The organism is Streptomyces sp. NPDC056296, from assembly GCF_042268605.1.
Classification (GTDB): domain Bacteria; phylum Actinomycetota; class Actinomycetes; order Streptomycetales; family Streptomycetaceae; genus Streptomyces.
Map to the genome: position 1 here is coordinate 31,791 of NZ_JBHJRX010000024.1, position 18,206 is coordinate 49,996.

At 73.0% G+C, this 18,206-nt stretch carries 12 protein-coding genes; 3 read left to right on the forward strand and 9 right to left on the reverse strand.

What is annotated here, in order from left to right; translation table 11 throughout:
• Positions 1 to 34 precede the first annotated feature (34 nt).
• Positions 35 to 631 (reverse strand): M48 family metallopeptidase, encoded by a 597-nt coding sequence (locus tag ACFCZF_RS19135; RefSeq protein ID WP_310871333.1) that lies wholly within the window; start codon positions 629 to 631, stop codon positions 35 to 37.
• 264 nt (positions 632 to 895) lie between these two features.
• Here ACFCZF_RS19135 and ACFCZF_RS19140 point away from each other — a divergent pair, with 264 nt between their 5' ends.
• Both ACFCZF_RS19140 and ACFCZF_RS19145 read left to right on the forward strand, forming a co-directional pair.
• Entirely contained in the window at positions 896 to 2,110 is a 1,215-nt protein-coding gene (locus tag ACFCZF_RS19140) for a TOMM precursor leader peptide-binding protein (protein WP_376672644.1), read from the forward strand.
• Complete coding sequence (locus ACFCZF_RS19145; protein ID WP_376672645.1) at positions 2,103 to 3,497, forward strand: ABC1 kinase family protein; 1,395 nt, start codon at positions 2,103 to 2,105, stop codon at positions 3,495 to 3,497. Before ACFCZF_RS19140 ends, ACFCZF_RS19145 begins: the two co-directional genes overlap by 8 nt.
• A gap of 128 nt (positions 3,498 to 3,625) precedes the next feature.
• On the opposite strand, the gene ACFCZF_RS19150 is transcribed toward ACFCZF_RS19145, so the two are convergent.
• The 4 genes from ACFCZF_RS19150 to ACFCZF_RS19165 form a co-directional block, all read right to left on the reverse strand.
• Positions 3,626 to 3,949, reverse strand: coding sequence for a hypothetical protein (locus ACFCZF_RS19150; RefSeq protein ID WP_375924812.1), 324 nt, complete (start codon positions 3,947 to 3,949; stop codon positions 3,626 to 3,628).
• Entirely contained in the window at positions 3,946 to 4,314 is a 369-nt protein-coding gene (locus ACFCZF_RS19155; RefSeq protein ID WP_375924810.1) for a WhiB family transcriptional regulator, read from the reverse strand. Before ACFCZF_RS19155 ends, ACFCZF_RS19150 begins: the two co-directional genes overlap by 4 nt.
• Before the next feature lie 173 nt (positions 4,315 to 4,487).
• On the reverse strand, positions 4,488 to 4,820 hold the full coding sequence (locus tag ACFCZF_RS19160; RefSeq protein ID WP_375924808.1) for a hypothetical protein: 333 nt from the start codon (positions 4,818 to 4,820) through the stop codon (positions 4,488 to 4,490).
• 164 nt (positions 4,821 to 4,984) lie between these two features.
• Positions 4,985 to 7,186, reverse strand: a complete 2,202-nt coding sequence (locus ACFCZF_RS19165; protein ID WP_376672646.1) for an ATP-dependent DNA helicase UvrD2 — start codon at positions 7,184 to 7,186, stop codon at positions 4,985 to 4,987.
• A 177-nt stretch (positions 7,187 to 7,363) separates the two neighbouring features.
• On the opposite strand from ACFCZF_RS19165, the gene ACFCZF_RS19170 reads away from it, so the two are divergent.
• Positions 7,364 to 7,606, forward strand: a complete 243-nt coding sequence (locus ACFCZF_RS19170) for a mycoredoxin (RefSeq protein WP_055417962.1) — start codon at positions 7,364 to 7,366, stop codon at positions 7,604 to 7,606.
• A gap of 80 nt (positions 7,607 to 7,686) precedes the next feature.
• On the opposite strand, the gene nudC is transcribed toward ACFCZF_RS19170, so the two are convergent.
• The 4 genes from nudC to ACFCZF_RS19190 form a co-directional block, all read right to left on the reverse strand.
• On the reverse strand, positions 7,687 to 8,631 hold the full coding sequence (nudC, locus tag ACFCZF_RS19175; RefSeq protein ID WP_376672647.1) for an NAD(+) diphosphatase: 945 nt from the start codon (positions 8,629 to 8,631) through the stop codon (positions 7,687 to 7,689).
• 161 nt (positions 8,632 to 8,792) lie between these two features.
• Positions 8,793 to 10,196, reverse strand: coding sequence for a dipeptidase (locus ACFCZF_RS19180; protein ID WP_376672648.1), 1,404 nt, complete (start codon positions 10,194 to 10,196; stop codon positions 8,793 to 8,795).
• 10 nt (positions 10,197 to 10,206) lie between these two features.
• Entirely contained in the window at positions 10,207 to 13,746 is a 3,540-nt protein-coding gene (locus ACFCZF_RS19185) for a UvrD-helicase domain-containing protein (protein WP_376672649.1), read from the reverse strand.
• 135 nt (positions 13,747 to 13,881) lie between these two features.
• Complete coding sequence (locus ACFCZF_RS19190) at positions 13,882 to 17,979, reverse strand: UvrD-helicase domain-containing protein (protein WP_376672650.1); 4,098 nt, start codon at positions 17,977 to 17,979, stop codon at positions 13,882 to 13,884.
• Positions 17,980 to 18,206 lie beyond the last annotated feature (227 nt).

Consider the following 18,206-nt stretch of genomic DNA (forward strand, 5'->3'; position numbering starts at 1 on the left):
TCGAACACCTCGCCGGGGCACGCTCGGGGGCGCGCTATTCGCTGCGAGCGCCGGGTACGTGCGGCAACCGGTCGGCGGCCACCACGCCCTCGAGGTAGCCACGGGCCCGCTCGGTCCTCGGATACGCCTCCAGCAGCCGCCAGAACCGGGGCCCGTGCCCGGGAACGAGCAGATGCGCCAGTTCGTGGAGAAGGACGTAGTCGACGACGTACTCGGGCATGCCCTGGAGACGGTGCGACAGCCGGATGCTTCCCTCGGACGGGGTACACGAGCCCCAGCGCGTGTTCTGGTTGGTGACCCAGCGGACCGAGGTGGGCCGGGCCCGTCCGTCGAAGTACTGGCCCGACAGGCGCTCCGCGCGCTCGGCCAGCTCGGCGTCGCCGAGGACGCGCTTGCTCTCCTGGGCGGCCAGCTTGTCCAGCATGACGCTCACCCAGCGTTGCTCCTCCGCCTCGGACATCCGGGCGGGGATCAGCACGACGGTGCGATCGCCCTCGCGGTACGCGGAGACCGTCCGGCGTCGCCGGGTGCTCCTGCGGACCTCGATCGCGCTCGCCCCCGAGCCGTTCGGCGGCGGATTCGTCGGTGTGCGCTGGGGCGCCCCGGCGCGGTGCAGTGGGTCGGCGGACACGCCACGACGTTACCCGCTGCACACGGGGAAGTCCCGGCTCCGGGATGGTTCGGTGCCGATCCGCCGCCCTCCTTGAGGTGGACGACTGATTTGTACGACGATCACCCACCGCCTGTGGACAACTTTCGACGCCTTCCCGCCCATCCGGGCATGCTGGCACTCGCCGGCGGATTCGCGACCGACCGCACGAACCGGTGCGCGACCGACCACCGTCGGACACGCGGGGACGTTCCAAGACTGTCGAAGACCTACGGGGGACCTGGCATGCATCCGATGGTGAAGCCCGCGCTCAGGCGCGGCTGGCGCGATCTGAACACCGTGCAGTTCGGGATGACGCCGGCGCACGCGCTGACGCTCGGCCCGGTGGACACGGCGACGGGAAGCTTCCTCGAGCTGCTCAACGGCGCCCGCGGACCGGCGCTCCTGCGCGAGGAGGGGCGACGCATGGACCTGCCGGACGGACACGTCGACCGGGTGGTGGAGGGGCTGGCCCGGGCCGGGCTCCTCGACGACTCGCGGGGCGGCGGGCCGGACGCCGACGCCCTCCGGGAGAAGAAGGAGGTCCTCGACCGGCTCCGTCCCGATCTGGCCTCACTGTCCCTGACCACCTCCGAACCCGGGGATGCCATGAGACACCTGGCCGCCCGGCGCGCGCTGCGGGTGCGGGTGAGAGGTGCGGGGCGGGTGGGCGCCGTACTCGCCGGTCTGTTGTCGGGCGCGGGCATCGGTGAGGTCGACGTGCTCGACGGCGGACGCGTCGAGCCGTGGGACGTCGCCCCGGGCGGGCTGCCGCCCGAGGCCATCGGCGACCGCCGCGACGAGACGGCCCGCCGCGTAGTCCGCCGGGCCGCCCCCGGCCGGCCGCCGCGCCGCAGTCCCACGACGCCGCCCGAGGGGAGCGCCCCGGGCTTCTCCCTGGTGATCGTCGCGCCGCGCGACGACGTGGCGGTGCACACACCCGACCCTGCCGCCGCCGAACCCCTCATGGCCTCCGGCACGCCCCACCTGTACACCGGCGTCGTGGAGGGGACAGGCGTCGTCGGCCCCCTCGTCCTGCCCGGCGAGACGGGGTGCGCGGGCTGTCTGCACGCGGACCGCACCGACCGGGACCCGGCCTGGCCCCGCCTGGTGGCGCAGTGGCGCTCGGGTCGGCAGCGCCAGGTACGACCCTGCGACCTCACCCTCGCGACGGCCGTCGCCGGGCTCGCGGCGGCCCACGCGCTCGCCTTCCTGGACGGCCGGACGCCTTCGAGCGCCGGTGCCCGCTGGGAGGTGTCACTGCCTGGTCTGCGGTGGCACACGCGGCCGGTCCGGGCACATCCCGCGTGTCCGTGCGGAGCCGCGGGAAAAGGTAAGCAGGAACACACCCCCGGGGATGGGGAGCGGCGCGCGACAATGGCTGGGCAAGGGCCGCCGGCGGAGGCACGCCATGAGGCAGAACCGTCGCGGCCGGCTGGGACTTGGAGGGCGCATGTCTGATCTTCCGCGCAAGGCGGTCACCCGGACCGCCAAGCTCGCCGCGCTTCCGCTCGGCTTCGCCGGGCGGGCGACCTGGGGGCTCGGCAAGCGAATCGTGGGCGAGTCCGCGGAGATCGTCGGCCAGCAGCTGCAGCAGCGCACCGCGGAGCAGTTGTTCAAGGTGCTGGGCGAGCTCAAGGGCGGAGCGATGAAGTTCGGACAGGCGCTGTCCGTCTTCGAGTCGGCGCTGCCCGAGGAGGTCGCCGGTCCCTATCGGGCGGCACTGACCAAGTTGCAGGAGGCCGCGCCGCCGATGCCGACACGCACGGTGCACTCCGTGCTCGCGGAGCGGCTCGGTGAGGACTGGCACGATCTGTTCGTGGAGTTCGAGGACAAGCCCGCCGCGGCCGCCTCGATCGGCCAGGTGCACCGGGCGGTGTGGCACGACGGCCGCGAGGTGGCGGTCAAGGTGCAGTACCCGGGCGCCGGCGAGGCCCTGCTGTCCGACCTGAACCAGCTCAGCCGCTTCGCCCGCCTGCTCGGCCCGCTGGTCCCCGGCATGGACATCAAGCCGCTGATCACGGAGCTGAAGGACCGGGTCTCCGAGGAACTGGACTACGACCTGGAAGCCCAGGCCCAGCGGACTCACGCCGAGGAGTTCGCGGACGACCCGGACATCGTGGTGCCGGACGTCGTCCACCAGTGCGAGCAGGTGCTGGTCACCGAGTGGATCGATGGCATCCCGCTGTCGGAGATCATCGCGGACGGCACACCGCAGCAGCGCGACCGGGCCGGCCAGCTCCTGGCCCACTTCCTCTTCTCGGGCCCTGCGCGCACCGGCCTTCTGCACGCCGACCCGCACCCCGGCAACTTCCGTCTGCTGCCCGGCGGGCCGGACGGCGAGGACGACTGGCGCCTGGGCGTCCTGGACTTCGGCACGGTCGACCGTCTGCCGGGCGGCCTGCCCGAGCCCATCGGGGCTGCCCTGCGCATGACGCTGGACGGCGAGGCGGACGCCGTCTACGAGATGCTCTGTGCGGAGGGCTTCGTCAAGGAGTCGATAGAGCTGGACCCCGACGCGGTCCTCGACTACCTCCTGCCGATCATCGAGCCGGCCCGGGTCGACGAGTTCACCTTCACCCGTGGCTGGATGCGGAGCCAGGCGGCCCGGATCGGCGATCCCCGCTCCCCCGCGTACCAGCTGGCCAAGCAGCTCAACCTGCCGCCGGCCTACCTGCTGATTCACCGCGTGACCTTGAGCACCATCGGCGTGCTGTGCCAGCTGGGAGCGACGGTGCGGCTGCGCGACGAGCTGGAGGAGTGGCTGGTCGGGTTCGTCCCCGAGGAGGAAGGCGAGTACGAGGCGGGGGACGAGTACGAAGCGGAGGAAACGGCGGCCGAGGCGTGAGCCGCCGGAGCTGAACGCACCGTGGGGGCCGGTCCGTTCGGACGACGCAGCGTCGTTCGGACGGACCGGCCCCCACGGAAAGAGCTTCGCCTCCCGGGCCGGGAGGCTACCGCTTCGGGTGTGCTCGGTTACTGCATGACTGCCATGGCGAGTGCCCGCCGGGCACGCATCGAGGCGCGCTCGGCCCGGCGCTGCATCCGGCGAGCGGTCGCCAGGCGCAGGGCCCGGCGTTCCCGCTCCGCCTCCTGCAGGCGGTCGTGCATATGCGCACGAGCCAGGGCTTCTGGAATGAGTTGCATCTCACGGGTCCTGTTCTGACGCGAGTCCCTCGCGTCGCTGGTGGTGAAGTCTTCAGGCGCGGAGCCTGCGATGTCGTGGGGGGACGGCTTCATCGGGGCCTGCTTCTTGGGGTCGTACGTGAGGGGGCGGTCGATCGTTCCTGCGGTGTTCATGCCGAAACCGGGTTCTTGCGCGGGCGGCCGCGGGGCCGCTTCCGAGCAACGACGACTCCCTGCACGAACAGCTCGCCACCCCAGACGCCCCAGGGCTCACGCCGCTCCTTGGCACCGGCGAGGCAGGCCTCCATCAACGGGCAGGTGCGACAGAGGGACTTGGCGTACTCGACGTCCGCCGGCGACTCGGCGAAGAAGACCTCCGGGTCGTAGGAGCGGCAGGGGACGGGCACGCCGAGGTTCTCGATGGCGTCGTCGAGCGCGGTGAGCGCGGTGAGCGGGGTCAAGGTGGAGTCCTCCGTGGGGACGGGCTTGGGGATCGTGTCGGAAGGCGGTACGGACGGGGCGTGCGCTTCGAGTTGCACGGGTGGTCTTCCTCGTCTGGTCGTTCCGGCCGGTCGGCCGGGTGCGGCTTGGTACCGGGTTCTTTTCTTGTCCCGAGGCTCCTTCGTGCTGCCGTCCCCGTTCGGGACAAACAGAAGGGCCGCGGATCCCGGGTGGGGTTCCGCGGCCCTGAAGGCGCCGGCCTGATCATCGATCAGGCTGGATCACTCCAGGGTTCTGGCCCACGGAAGGCCCACATCAGGTGGTGCTGCGTCGTCTGCTTCCGGAATCCGGCACCGGTCGCGGTAAAGGCATAGGCCTGCGCCTGTGCCGCTACTGCTGCTTCCAGTGCCTTGGTCGGTCGCTCATTGCGCTCACGGACGGGAAGGCCCGCGGGGGCAACGGAGGCGGAGGCCGGACGCACGGCACGAATGCCGGACAGACCGGTGCCCGGGTTGGAAACGCCGAGCATGCACAGGGAGACGGCCGAGCGATCGGTCAGTTTGGCGGTGGAGCTGACGATGGAGCTGGTGTTGATGCTGATCACTGGACTCGCCTCCTCTCGGCGTCTCGGGGGACTGGGACGAACCAGTCCGCGGATATGCAAGTACAACACGGATTCAGGGCCTCCGGGAAGGCCGCTGTTCCCGTGACCAAGAACCTATGGGGATTCCCGGGGCATGCGCAAACTATTTTCTCGACGAGTTTGTATCAGCCGTCCTCGTCCAGCCCCACTCCGCTCTGGCCTGCGCAGATGGCCAGGACGTCGGCTCCGTAGCGGTTGAGCTTGCGCGCTCCGACTCCCGGGATGCGTGCCAGCTCGCGCTCGTCCTCCGGGACGGACTCGGCGATCGCCATCAGCGTCTTGTCGGTGAAGACGCAGAACGCGGGCTGCCCGCTGCGCCCCGCCTGGATCGCACGCCACTCGCGCAGCCGCTCGTAGACGCCCTCGTCCATGTCGGACGGGCAGTCCTCGCAACGCATCAGCTTCATCTCGCCCGCGTCGGTGAGCGTGCGCCCGCAGACCCGGCAGCGGGCCGGGGTCCGCTGGGTCCGTCTCGGGACGGCGGCCACGGCGCCGTCGCGCCCGAAGCCACGCTCCACGCCGCCGGGCCCGCCCGCGGCCGTACGCCCGCCTGCCGTCCCCGAGCCGGGCCGCAGTCCCTTCAGGAAGCGGCTGGGACGACGGCTGGGCCGGCCGCCGGGCGAGCGGGCGAGTGCCCAGGACAGGTGCAGGTGTGCGCGCGCACGGGTGACGCCGACGTAGAGAAGGCGGCGCTCCTCCTCGATCTGCTCGTCGGTCTTTGCGTAGGTGATCGGCATCATGCCCTCGGCGACGCCCACCAGGAAGACGACGTCCCACTCCAGGCCCTTGGCCGAGTGCAGGGAGGCGAGGGTGACGCCCTGCACCGTCGGGGCGTGCTGGGCGCCCGCCCGCTCGTCGAGTTCGGTCACCAGGTCGCTCAGCGTGGCGCCCGCTCTCGCGGCGGCGAAGTCCTGGGCGAGGTTGACGAGGGCGGCCAGTGACTCCCAGCGCTCGCGGACGGCACCCGACCCGGCCGGGGGCTGCGGCGTCCATCCCTCGCCGGACAGCACCGCACGGACCTGGGAGGGCAGGTCGACGGCGTCGTCGAGGAGGGAGTCGTTGCCACCGAAGCGCGCCGCGGCCCGCAGGGAGCTGCCGGCCTTCCGCACCTCAGGACGGTCGAAGAAGCGCTCCGCGCCGCGCAGCTGGTACGCGACCCCGGCGTCGGCGAGGGCCTGTTCGTAAGTCTCCGACTGGGAGTTCGTGCGGAACAGGACCGCGATCTCGGCGGCCGGCACACCCGAGTCGATGAGCTCGCGGATGCGCCGGGCGGCGCCCTCGGCCTCCGCCGGTTCGTCGGTGTACTCGGTGTAGACGGGCTCGGGGCCCGCGGGACGCTGGGAGACCAGCTCCAGACGGTGGTCTGCGGCCCGGCCCCGGGCCTGGGCGAGCAGGCCGTTGGCGAGATGGACCACCTGAGGGGTGGAGCGGTAGTCGCGGACCAGCTTGACGACGGTGGCGCCGGGGTGGCGGCCGCGGAAGTCGAGCAGATGGTCGGGGGTTGCTCCCGTGAACGAATAGATCGTCTGGCTGGCGTCGCCGACCACGCACAGGTCGTCGCGGTCGCCGAGCCACAGCTCCAGCAGGCGCTGCTGGAGGGGGCTCACGTCCTGGTACTCGTCGACCACGAAGTGCTGGTACTGGGTGCGGACCTGTTCGGCGACGTCGTGACGGTCCTGGAGGACGGCCACGGTCAGCAGCAGCACGTCCTCGAAGTCGATGACACCACGCCCGCGCTTGAGGTCCTCGTAGGCGGCGTAGAGCTGGGCGATCTCGGCCGGGTCGCGGGGCGCCTCACGGCCGGCCTTGGCCGCCGCGAGGGCGTAGTCGGCGGGGACGGTCTGGGTCACCTTGCACCACTCGATCTCGGCGGTGGCGTCGCGCAGCTCGCCCCGGTCGAGGCGGATGCGGCAGGCGGCGGCCGCGTCTGCGACGAGCTGGATCTTGCGGTCGACGAGCCTGGGCAGGGAGCCACCGATCGCTTTCGGCCAGAAGTACTGGAGCTGGCGCAGCGCCGCCGAGTGGAACGTGCGGGCCTGGACGCCCACGGCACCGAGCTGGCGCAGTCGGCCGCGCATCTCCCCGGCGGCACGGTTGGTGAAGGTGACCGCGAGGACGCTGGAAGGCTGGAGGATCCCGGCGCGTACCCCGTAGGCGATGCGGTGGGTGATCGCTCTGGTCTTGCCGGTACCGGCGCCCGCCAGCACGCACACCGGCCCACGCAGGGCGGTCGCCACCTCGCGCTGCTCGGGGTCGAGCCCTTCGAGCACCGCGTCGGCCGAGTCCGGTACCTGCGGGAAGAGGGTGGAGTGCGTTGCTGCTGTCACACCGCCATGCTGCCAGGTCGCGGGAGACGGGTGAGTCGGTTGTCCACAGGCACGCACCGATAGTCGTACCAATGCGACAGGCGTCACGCGCCGGAACGGCATCGGGAATGGTGGCGCCTCCGCAGACGTTCCCACCGTGCGACCTCATCCCCGAGCCGCCGAAGGAGCGCGATAGACATGCCGGGCACTGTGACGATGTACAGCACCACGTGGTGCGGCTACTGCCGTCGGCTGAAGAGCCAGATGGACCGCGAGGGCATCGCGTACACCGAGATCAACATCGAGCAGGACCCGGAGTCCGCCGCGTTCGTGGAGAAGGCGAATGGCGGAAACCAGACGGTGCCGACCGTGCTCTTCCCGGACGGCTCGACGCTGACGAACCCGTCGCTGGCGCAGGTGAAGCAGAAGGTCGGCGCGTAGGCGGCAGCGCGGGAAGACGTGCACGACGTGTAGAGGGGCCCTCCCCGGGCGGGGAGGGCCCCTCTACACGTATTCCTGCCTCAGAAAGCGCCGCGCGTCGGCAGCGGCTTGCCGTACCAGAGCTCGATGAGACGGGCCGCGATCGAGATGCCGTAGGGCGGGAGCACCTCGCCGGACTCGAATGCGGCGCCCAGCTCGTCGCGGGAGAACCAGCGGGCCTCGTGGATCTCGTCGCCGTCGACGTTGATCTCGGTCGAGGTGGCGCGGGCCATGAAGCCCAGCATCAGGCTGGACGGGAACGGCCAGGGCTGGCTGGCGACGTACTCGACGGAGCCGACGATGACGCCGGCCTCCTCGTACACCTCGCGGCGGACCGACTGCTCGATGGACTCGCCGGGCTCCACGAAGCCGGCGAGCGTCGAGAAACGGCCCTCGGGCCAGTGGACCTGGCGGCCGAGCAGGATGCGGTCCTCCCCGTCCGTGACCGCCATGATCACCGCGGGGTCGGTGCGCGGGTAGTGCTCGGCACCACAGGCGGGGCAGCGGCGGATGTGGCCGGCGGCGGCGATGACGGTGCGCTCGCCGCAGCGGGAGCAGAACCGGTGCAGTCGCTGCCAGTTCTCCAGGGCGACCGCGTGGGCCATCAGGCCCGCGTCGCGGGGTGACAGGAGCAGACCGGCCTCGCGCAGGCCCGCCGCGCGCGCGGACTGGTCCATGCGGCCGGGCAGGGAGTCCTTCTGGAGGGCGAAGTAGCTGACACCGTCCTCGTCGGTGCCCAGGAAGTAGCGGTGTGCCTCGGTGAGCGGGGCCTCGAAGGAGGGGGTCATGACGACTTCGGTACGCCCGTCGGGCGTCTCGTCGATGAGGACCTGGCCGCCGGAGACCACGAAGCAGCGCGTCGACGGGTGGCTCCACGCCGCCGCGAGCCAGGCCTCGTCGAGACGGTGGTGGGCGGCGCGGTCGACGCCGCTCGGGGCGGTGAGCGAGATGGGACGGTCGGCGGTGTGGTCGGTCCAGGTGGTCACGGGTGCTTCCAACTCCCCCGGTGAGCGGTTCGGTTCGGCAGACGGTTCAGCGGGTCGTAGGGCGGGTGGCGACCGGGTCCGGGAGGGCTCGGCGGTGCGGGGCGGCCTTTCCAGTGTGCCGCGCGCGTGATGCCGGTCCGGACCCGGACCGTGCGGGGCGCTCAGGGCTCGTGGCGCCAGTACTCCGCCAGGTCGCTCCACAGGTGGGCGGAGGTTTCGACGCCCTTGAGCAGCAGGTCGATCTCGACCTTCTCGTCGGGGGCGTGCCAGCCGTCGGACGGGACGGAGATGCCCAGGAAGAGAACGGGTGTGCCGAGGACCTCCTGGAGGTCGGCGGCCGGTCCGGAGCCGCCCTCGCGGGTGAAACGGACCGGTTTCTCGAAGGCCCGGCCCATGGCGCGGACCACCGACTGCAGCGCCGGGTGGTCCAGCGGCGTGAGGCACGGGCGCGTGGCCCCGCTGAAGGTGATCTCGCTGCGGATCCCGGCGGGCACCTGCTCGGCGGCCCAGGCGCGGACGGCCTTCTCGACGTGGTCGGGGTCTTGGCCCGCGACCAGCCGGAAGGAGAGCTTCACCATGGCGGACGACGGGATGATCGTCTTGCTGCCCGGGCCCTGGTAACCGCCGCCGATGCCGTTGACCTCGGCGGTGGGGCGGGCCCAGATGCGCTCCAGGGTGGTGTGCCCGGCCTCGCCGTGGGCGGCGTACGACTTGGCCGTGCGCAGCCACTGCGGCTCGTCGAAGGGCAGCTCGGCGAAGAGGTCGCGTTCCTTGTCGGTGAGTTCGATCACGCCGTCGTAGAAGCCCGGGATCGCCACGCGCGCGTGCTCGTCGTGCAGGGCGGCGACGAGTCGGGCGACGGCGGTGGCCGGGTTGGGGACCGCGCCGCCGAAGGAGCCCGAGTGGATGTCCTGGTCGGGTCCGTGCAGCCGGATCTCGCACTCGGCGAGGCCGCGCATGCCGGTGCAGACCGTCGGGGTGTCCTCGGACCACATGCCGGTGTCGGAGACGATCACCGCGTCGGCGGTGAGCCGATCGGCGCGCTCCTCGACCAGGCCGCGGAAGTGCGGGGAACCGGATTCCTCCTCACCCTCGATCAGCAGCTTGAGGTTGACCGCGGGGGCGGTGCGGCCGGTGGCGGCGAGGTGGGCCCGGACGCCGAGTGTGTGGAAGAACACCTGCCCTTTGTCGTCGGCCGCCCCGCGCGCGTAGAGGCGGTTTCCGCGGACGACGGGCTCGAAGGGCTCACTGTTCCAGCCGTCCTCGCGGGCGGCGGGCTGCACGTCGTGGTGGCCGTAGACGAGGATCGTCGGTGCCTGCGGGTCGCCGGAGGGCCACTCGGCGAAGACGGCCGGGGCGCCCGGCGTCGGCCAGACCTCGGCGGTCGGGAAGCCGGTCTCCTTCAGCTTGGCGGCGAGCCAGTCGGCGCTGCGGCGCACATCGGTCGCGTGGTCGGGCTGGGCCGACACGGACGGTATGCGCAGCCACTCGCCGAGGTCGTCGAGGAAGGCGGCGCGGCGGTGCTCGATGTACGTACGGACGGCGCTGTCCGGGGTCTCGCTCATGCTCACGAGCCTATCGGCCCGCACCGACACCCTGATCGTGCGGTTCGTCACCGACCGGGTCGGTCAGCAGCAGGTTCTCCAGCGCGGCGCGGTCCGGCAGCCCGTCGGGCCGTACGACCTCGCCGGTGCGTACGTACAGGAAGGCGGCCGTCACCGACTCCAGCGGTACGTGCTGCTGCTCGGCCCAGGCGAGGCGGTAGAGCGCGAGCTGGAGCGGGTCCGCGGTGCCGGCACGGCCCGTCTTCCAGTCGACGATCTCGTACGTCGCCCTCTCGCCGTCGCCCTCCTTGTACACGGCGTCGATGCGGCCGCGTACGACTCGGCCGGCGAGTGAGAACTGGAACGGCGCCTCGACGCGGTAGGGCGTGCGCCGGGCGTATTCGGTGCGTTCGAAGGCATCCTTGAGGAACTCCAGGTCGCGTTCGTCGGCGATCTCGGCGTCGCCGCCGGGCAGCTCCTCCGGTTCCAGCAGGGGGAGTGTCAGCGGTTCGAAGCGGGCCTCGACCCAGGCGTGGAAACGGGTGCCGCGGCGGGCGGCGGGCTGCGGCGGCCGGGGCATGGGGCGAGCCAGTTCCTGCGCAAAGCCGTCCGGGTCGGCGGCCAGGCTGAGCAGCTGGGAGGCGGTCAGCGACGCCGGAAGACGTACCTCCGTGACGCTCTCGCGGGCGCGCAGAAGCTCGCCGGTGAGGGCGTCGAGGTCGCGGTCCCAGGAGGCGACGGTGCGGGCCTCTTCCGAAGTGAACCGGGAGGGGGCGGTTCGCCCGGTTCGCGGTTCCTCGGAGTGGGGGCGGGGCAGGTCGGCTTCGCCGGGCTGTCCCGGCGGAGTCGCCTGGTGCGGGATGGTGGGGCTGCTGTCCGGCGCCGTCGCGGTGGGGGCCGACGGGGCGGTGGGCCGGTCCGTGGTCCAGGAGTCCCAGTCGGCGGGGTCTTCCGTCCAGCCGGGGTCGCCGGGGGCCTCTTCCGCCTGGAGTACCTCGTCGTCCCCGGGCGGCGGCCAGTCCGGGGCGTCGTAGGAGTCCGGGTCGTGCGCGGCCGCGGGATGGTCCTCCTCGTGGGAGGCCAGGTGGGCGAGGACCGTCTCGGCGGCGGCCCGACGGCGGACGAGGGCCGCGTCGTCCAGTGGCAGGGGCCAGGCCTGGTCGGCGGTCGCCCGGTGCAGAGCCGGGTTCTCCTCGTCCTCGGCGGGTTCGTCCGCCCAGGCCTCGATCTCGCCGTACCCGGCGGCGCAGTGCTCGTACAGGGCCGTGAGGAAGTCGGACGGTCCGCGGGGTTTCTTCTGGCTGGGGCCCCACCAGTGGCCGGAGCCCAGCAGCAGGGAGCGGGGGCGGGTGAAGGTGACGTAGCCGAGGCGGAGTTCCTCGGTGTGCTGGTGTTCCTTCATGGACTCCTGGAAGGCCTTCAGGCCCCGGGAGTCCCAGGACCCGACCTCGGGCAGGGTGTCGGCGTCACCGCGCAGTTCGTGCGGCAGCACCTTGCCCTGGGCGGTCCACTTCTCGCGGCCCTGGCCGCTGGGGAAGGTGCCGGTGACCAGGCCGGGTACGGCGACGACGTCCCACTCCAGGCCCTTGGACTTGTGCGCGGTGAGCACCTTGACGGTGTTCTCGCCGCCCGGCAAGGCGTTGTCCAGGCCCTTCTCGTACTGGGCGGCTGTGCGCAGGAAGCCGAGGAAGGCGAGCAGGGTGGCCTCGCCGTCACTGGCGGCGAAGGACGCGGCGACGTCCAGGAAGTTCGACAGGGTCTCGCGGCGGCGCGCGGCCAGGGCGTGCGGGGACGCCGACAGTTCGACCTCCAGACCGGTGACGGCGAGGACCCGGTGCAGGACGTCCATGAGCGGGTCGGCCAGGGCTCGGCGCAGGTCGCGCAGTTCGGTGGCCAGCCGTGCGAACCGCACCCGCGCGTCCGGCGAGAAGGGCAGCCCATCGTCGTCGCCGGTGCCGTCCAGCGGCGTCTCCAGGAACGTGTCGAGGGCGTCCGCGAGCGATATCACCTCGGACGGGTCGACGCCCTCGACGGCCTCGGCGAGCCGCCGGTCTGGGTCGTCGTCGCCCTCCACACGCGCGTGGCTCACCAGCAGCCGGGCGCGTCGGCCCAGGAGGGCGAGGTCCCGCGGGCCGATGCGCCAGCGCGGGCCGGTGAGCAGGCGGACCAGGGAGGCGTTGGCGCCGGGGTCCTGGAGGACTTCGCAGACGGCGACCAGGTCGGCCACCTCCGGCAGGTGCAGCAGTCCGGAAAGGCCCACGACCTCGACGGGGACGTCGCGGGCCACCAGTGCGCCCTGGATCTCGGCGAAGTCGGTCGCCGTGCGGCACAGGACGGCGATCTCGCCGGGCGCCTTGCCGGTGCGCACGAGGTGGGCGAGGGAGTCGGCAATCCAGTCGATCTCCTCGGCGTGGGTGCGCAGCAGGGCGCAGCGGACCATGCCGTCGCGTTCGGCGCCCGGGGCGGGGCGCAGAGCCTCCACGCCCGCGTGCATGGCGCGCAGGGGCTCGGCGAGGCCGTTGGCGAGGTCGAGGAGGCGGCCGCCGCTGCGGCGGTTCTCGCTGAGCGCCTGGCGGGCGGCGGGGCGCCCGTCGGCGTGCGCGAAGTGCTCCGGGAAGTCGTCGAGGTTGGCGACGGAGGCGCCGCGCCAGCCGTAGATCGCCTGGCAGGGGTCGCCCACGGCGGTCACGGGGTGGCCGGTGCCGCCGCCGAACAGGCCCGCCAGGAGGATGCGCTGGGCCACCGAGGTGTCCTGGTACTCGTCGAGCAGCACGACCCGGAACTCGTCGCGCAGGACGCGGCCCACCTCCAAAAGCCCGGCGAGCTGTGCGGACAGGGCGATCTGGTCGCCGAAGTCGAGCAGGTCCCGTTCGCGCTTGGCGGCCCGGTAGCGGATCACCAGGTCGGCCAGTTCACGGCGCGCGGCGGCGGCCTCGGGGACCTTGCGCAGATCGGCGTTGCTGAGCCTGACGGACTCCAGGGAGTCCAGGAGGCCGGCGTCCCAGGCGCGCAGTTCCTCCGGGCGTACGAGGTGTTCGGAGAGTTCGGCGTCCAGGGCGAGGAGGTCGCTGACCAGGTCGGCGAAGGAACGGGTGAGCGCCGGATAGGGGCCGGGAGCCTCGCGCAGCACCCGCGCGGCGAGTTGGTAGCGGGTGGCATCGGCGAGCAGACGGGAGGTCGGCTCCAGGCCGAGGCGGAGGCCGTGGTCAGTCAGGAGGCGCCCCGCGAAGGCGTGGTACGTCGAGATCACCGGTTCGCCCGGCGGGTTGTCCGGGTCGATCACGTCCGGGTCGGTGACACCGGCCCTGATCAGCGCCTTGCGGACGCGTTCGGCGAGCTCCCCGGCCGCCTTGTTGGTGAAGGTGAGACCGAGGACCTGTTCCGGGGCGACCTGACCGGTGCCGACCAGCCACACCACGCGCGCGGCCATCACCGTCGTCTTGCCCGATCCGGCTCCGGCCACGATCACCTGCGGCGCGGGCGGCGCGACGATGCAGGCCGTCTGCTCCGGGGTGAAGGGGATGCCGAGGAGCTCCTTGAGCTGATCGGGATCGGTGAGATGGGCGGGCACGTCAGAGAGGCTAGCGGCGAGCACTGACAGCGGGTGCGGGATCGCCTTCCGAGTCATGAGAAGCGCAGGTCAGCCCCTGTGGTGCGTCTCATCACACCGGGCGGTCCGCTCCCTTTGGTCGCTCACTTTGGTCGCTCACTCCACGACGTGCCGTCCCTCGGGCCGTGCGCTGCACGACGCGCGGAAGGCGCAGTGGGTGCAGTGCTGGCCCGTGGTCGGGGTGAACCGTTCGTCGAGGACCTTGCCCGCGGCCGTGGCGAGCAGGTCCCCGACCCATTCGCCCGCCGGCCCCTCCAGGGGGTCCTGCGCCTGCACCTTGGGGAGGGTCTCGCCACCGTCGCGCTTGGGCGCGCCCTGGCGCAGCTGGACGAGCTCGGCGCCGCCCGGTTCGGGGCGGGCGCCGTCGAAGGCCTCGTCGACGGCGCCCTCGCGGACGGCGAGCTGGTAGACGGCGAGCTGGGGGTGGTGGGCCACCTCGGCGGAGGTGGGCGCCTGTTTGCCGGTCTTGAAGTCGACGACGTAGGCGCGGCCGTCACCGTCGGCTTCGACGCGATCCATCTGGCCGCGGATGCGCACCTCGTAGTCGCCCGCATCCAGGGTCACGTCGAAGTCGTGCTCGCTCGCCACCGGCGTGCGTCCGGCACGGTCCATGACATGCCACTTGAGGAAGCGTTCGAGCGCCACGCGCGCGTTGGCCTTCTCCTGCGCCGACTTCCACGGCGCGTCGAAGGCGAGCGCGTTCCACACGGAGTCCAGGCGTTCCATGAGCACGGCGAGGTCGGCCGGGGTGTGCCCGGAGGCCACCTCGTCGGCGAGGACGTGCACCACGTTGCCGAAGCCCTGGGCGGCGGTCGCGGGCGCGTCGGCCTTCACCTCGCGGCCGAGGAACCACTGGAGGGCGCAGGTGTTGGCCAGCTGGTCGAGGGCGCTCCCGGAGAGCGTGACGGGCTGGTCCCGGTCGCGCAGCGGCACCTTGCTCTCGGTCGAGTCCCACATGCCCCACCAGCGGTACGGGTGGGCGGACGGCACCAAGGGGCGGCCGTCCTCGTCGGCGAGGGCGGCGAGGCGGGCCAGCCGGCGGGCGGCGGCCTCCCTCAAGGGTTCGGAGACTCGGGGATCGACCGTGGTGGCGCGCAGCTCGGCGACGAGCGCCCCGACGGCGAGGGGCCGGCGCGGGCGGCCCGTGACGTCGGCGGGTTCGACGCCGAGTTCGGTCAGGAACCGGGAGGGCTGGTCGCCGTCGTCGGCCGGGGCCTTCACGGCGGTCACCACGAGCCGTTCACTCGCGCGTGTGGCGGCCACGTAGAACAAGCGGCGTTCCTCGGCGAGCAGCGCGCCGGGCGTGAGGGGTTCGGCGAGCCCGTCGCGGCCGATCCGGTCGGCCTCCAGCAGGGAGCCGCGGCGGCGCAGATCCGGCCACAGGCCCTCCTGGACGCCCGCGACGACGACCAGGCGCCACTCCAGCCCCTTCGCGCGGTGCGCGGTCATCAGGCGGACGGCGTCGGGGCGTACGGCACGCCGCGTGAGGGTGTCGGCGGCGATGTCCTCGGCGTCGATCTCCTCCAGGAAGTTCAGGGCGCCCCGGCCGCCGGTGCGCTCCTCCGCGCGGGCCGCCGTCGCGAAGAGGGCGCACACGGCGTCGAGATCGCGGTCGGCGTTGCGTCCGGCCGCGCCGCCGCGCCGGGCGGAGCGTTCCAGGCGGGTGGGCCACGGCGTGCCCGCCCACAGGTCCCACAGCGCCTCCTCGGCGCTGCCGCCGCCGGCCAGGCGCTCGCGTGCCTTACGGAGCAGCGCGCCGAGTCGCTGGGCGCCACGCGCGTACGCGGGGTCGTGCACCGCGAGCCGCTCCGGCTCGGCCAGTGCCCGCGCCAGCAGTTCGTCCGAGGGCGGCGGCAGCGGGTTGCCCGCGGCACGCTCCTCCTCGCGCAGGGCTCGGCCGAGGCGGCGCAGGTCGGCGGCGTCCATGCCTGCGAGGGGGGAGGTGAGCAGGGTGAGGGCGGTCTCCGTGGGGAGCCAGCACGGATCCTCCGCGCGGCCGGCGCCTTCTCCGGGTGCGGGTTCCGCCGCCGTATCGGCGTCGACCGCGGGTACGGGCCTCGCCGCCGCCCCGGGTACGGCCTTCACGGCTGTGGCGGCGGCGACGTCGGCGCCGGGGGTGGAGGCGGAGGCGGAGGCGGGGGTGGAGGCGGAGGCGGGGGTGGAGGCGGAGGCGGAGGCGGGGGTGGAGGCGGAGGCGGGGGTGGAGGCGGAGGCGGAGGCGGGGGCGGGGGCGGCAGCGCCATCAGCACCGGCAGCGGCAGCGGCGGTGGCAGCGGCGGTGGCAGCGGCGGTGGCAGCGGCGGTGGCAGCGCCAGCGGCACCGGGGGTGCCATCGGCACCTGCACCGCCATCGGCATACGCATCGGCATCGGCATCGGCATCGGCATCGGCATCGGCATCGGCATCGAGGGCGGCCTCCCCCGCCTCGCTGGCGCCGGCTCCGCGCTCGTCCTCCCCCGGCTCGTCGGTGCCGGCTCCACGACCGGTCCCGCCGACGCCGTTGGCCGCGGCCTCCCCCGCGCCACCGGCGACGGCCCCACGCCCGGTTACCCCCACGCCGTTGGTCGCTGCCTCGCGCGCGGCCTCCCCCGCGACACCGGCGTCCGTGCCGGGCATGACATTCCCCGCGCCGTCGGGGCCCGCCTCGGGCTCAGCCGGCTCGGCGTCGGCACCAGCGGCAGGTACGCCGGACCACGCGCCGTCACCCGCCCCGTGCCCGGCCTCTTGCCCCGTATCGCCGACCGTCCCGCGCCCGGCGTCCGCCGGCTCACCGGGGCCCGCCGACGAGGGCCGCTCCCCCGCCTCCGCCTCCGCCACCGCCCGCAGTGCCGTCAGCAACGGCGCCACCGCCGGCTCGTGGCGCAGCGGAAGGTCGTTGCCGTCGATGTCCAGGGGCACGCCGGCCGCGGTGAGGGCGCGGCGGACCGTGGGGATGGTGCGTGAGCCGGCTCGCACCAGGACGGCCATGTCGCCCCAGGGAACGCCGTCCTCCAGGTGCGCCCGGCGCAGGATGTCGGCGATGTTGTCCAGCTCGGTGCCGGACGTCGGGTACGTGTACACCTCGACGCTCCCCCCGTCCCGCTCCGGGGCGAGTTCGCGGTGGGCGCGCACCTTGTCGGCGGGGAGGCGGGTCATCGGCATGCGCTGGGTCAGCAGCCGGGTGGCGGCCAGCACCGCGGCCCCGGACCGTCGCGAGGTCCGCAGCACCTCGACCGGCGCCGGGCGGCCGTCCGCGCGGGGGAAGGCGGTCGGGAAGTCGAGGATGCCGTTCACGTCCGCGCCGCGGAAGGCGTAGATCGACTGGTCGGGGTCGCCGAAGGCGACGAGGGTGCGCCCGCCGCCGGCCAGGGCGTGCAGCAGCCGTACCTGAGCGGGGTCGGTGTCCTGGTACTCGTCGACGTAGACCGCGTCGTACCGCGCGGCCAGTTGCGCGGCGACCTCCGGGCGGCGGGCGAGGAGCACCGCGCGGTGGACGAGTTCCGCGTAGTCGAGCACGCCCTGGAGGTCGAGCACGTCGAGGTACTCGGCGAGGAAGACGGCGGCGACCCGCCAGTCGGGGCGGCCGATGCGCCGGGCGAAGGCGCCGAGGGCGTCCGGGCCGAGACCCAGTTCACGGCTGCGGGCGAGGACCGCGCGGACCTCGTCGGCGAAGCCACGGGTGGTCAGGCAGGCGCGCAGCTCGTCGGGCCAGCGCACATGGGCCAGACCGAGCCGCTCCAGGTCGACCTGCCCGGCGAGCAGCTCGCGTACCGCCACATCCTGTTCCGGGCCGGACAGCAGCCGCAGCGGCTCCACGAACAGGTCGCTGTCCTGGTGGGCACGGACCAAGGCGTAACCGAAGGAGTGAAAGGTCGTCGCCCGGGGGGCACGCGCGGCGCCCATGCGCAGTGCCATCCGGTCGCGCAGCTCGACGGCCGCCTTGCGGCTGAAGGTCAGCACCAGGATCCGCTCGGGGTCGCCGCCCCGGGCGATCCGGTCCGCCACGGACTCGACGAGCGTGGTCGTCTTGCCGGTGCCCGGGCCCGCGAGGACGAGCAGCGGGCCGCTCCCGTGGTCAACCACGGCACGCTGTGCGGCGTCCAGACGAGGGGGGTCCCTTCGCGCCGGCGGGGTACGCACCAGTCGGTAAGCGCCACGGCTCCCCCGTCGCACCTGGGGGTGCGACGGGTGTCTGGTGGAGGAAGAGGAGCTCACGTGGTTCGCCGGTCCTGGTGGGTGTGCTGGTGGGCCGTCCGCGCTGCGGGCACGGCGGTGACCGCGGGATGAGGGGGACGCGTGCGGCCGACGCTACGCCGACGGATGAGGCGGAAGCAGGGCTTCCTCTTCTTCCCTCGGGTCACTCGCGACGCCTGTGTCCCCCGCCCCACGAACGTACGTCATGCCACGGACGTGCCCGAAGTGCCCCTTTTCCCTCATACGGA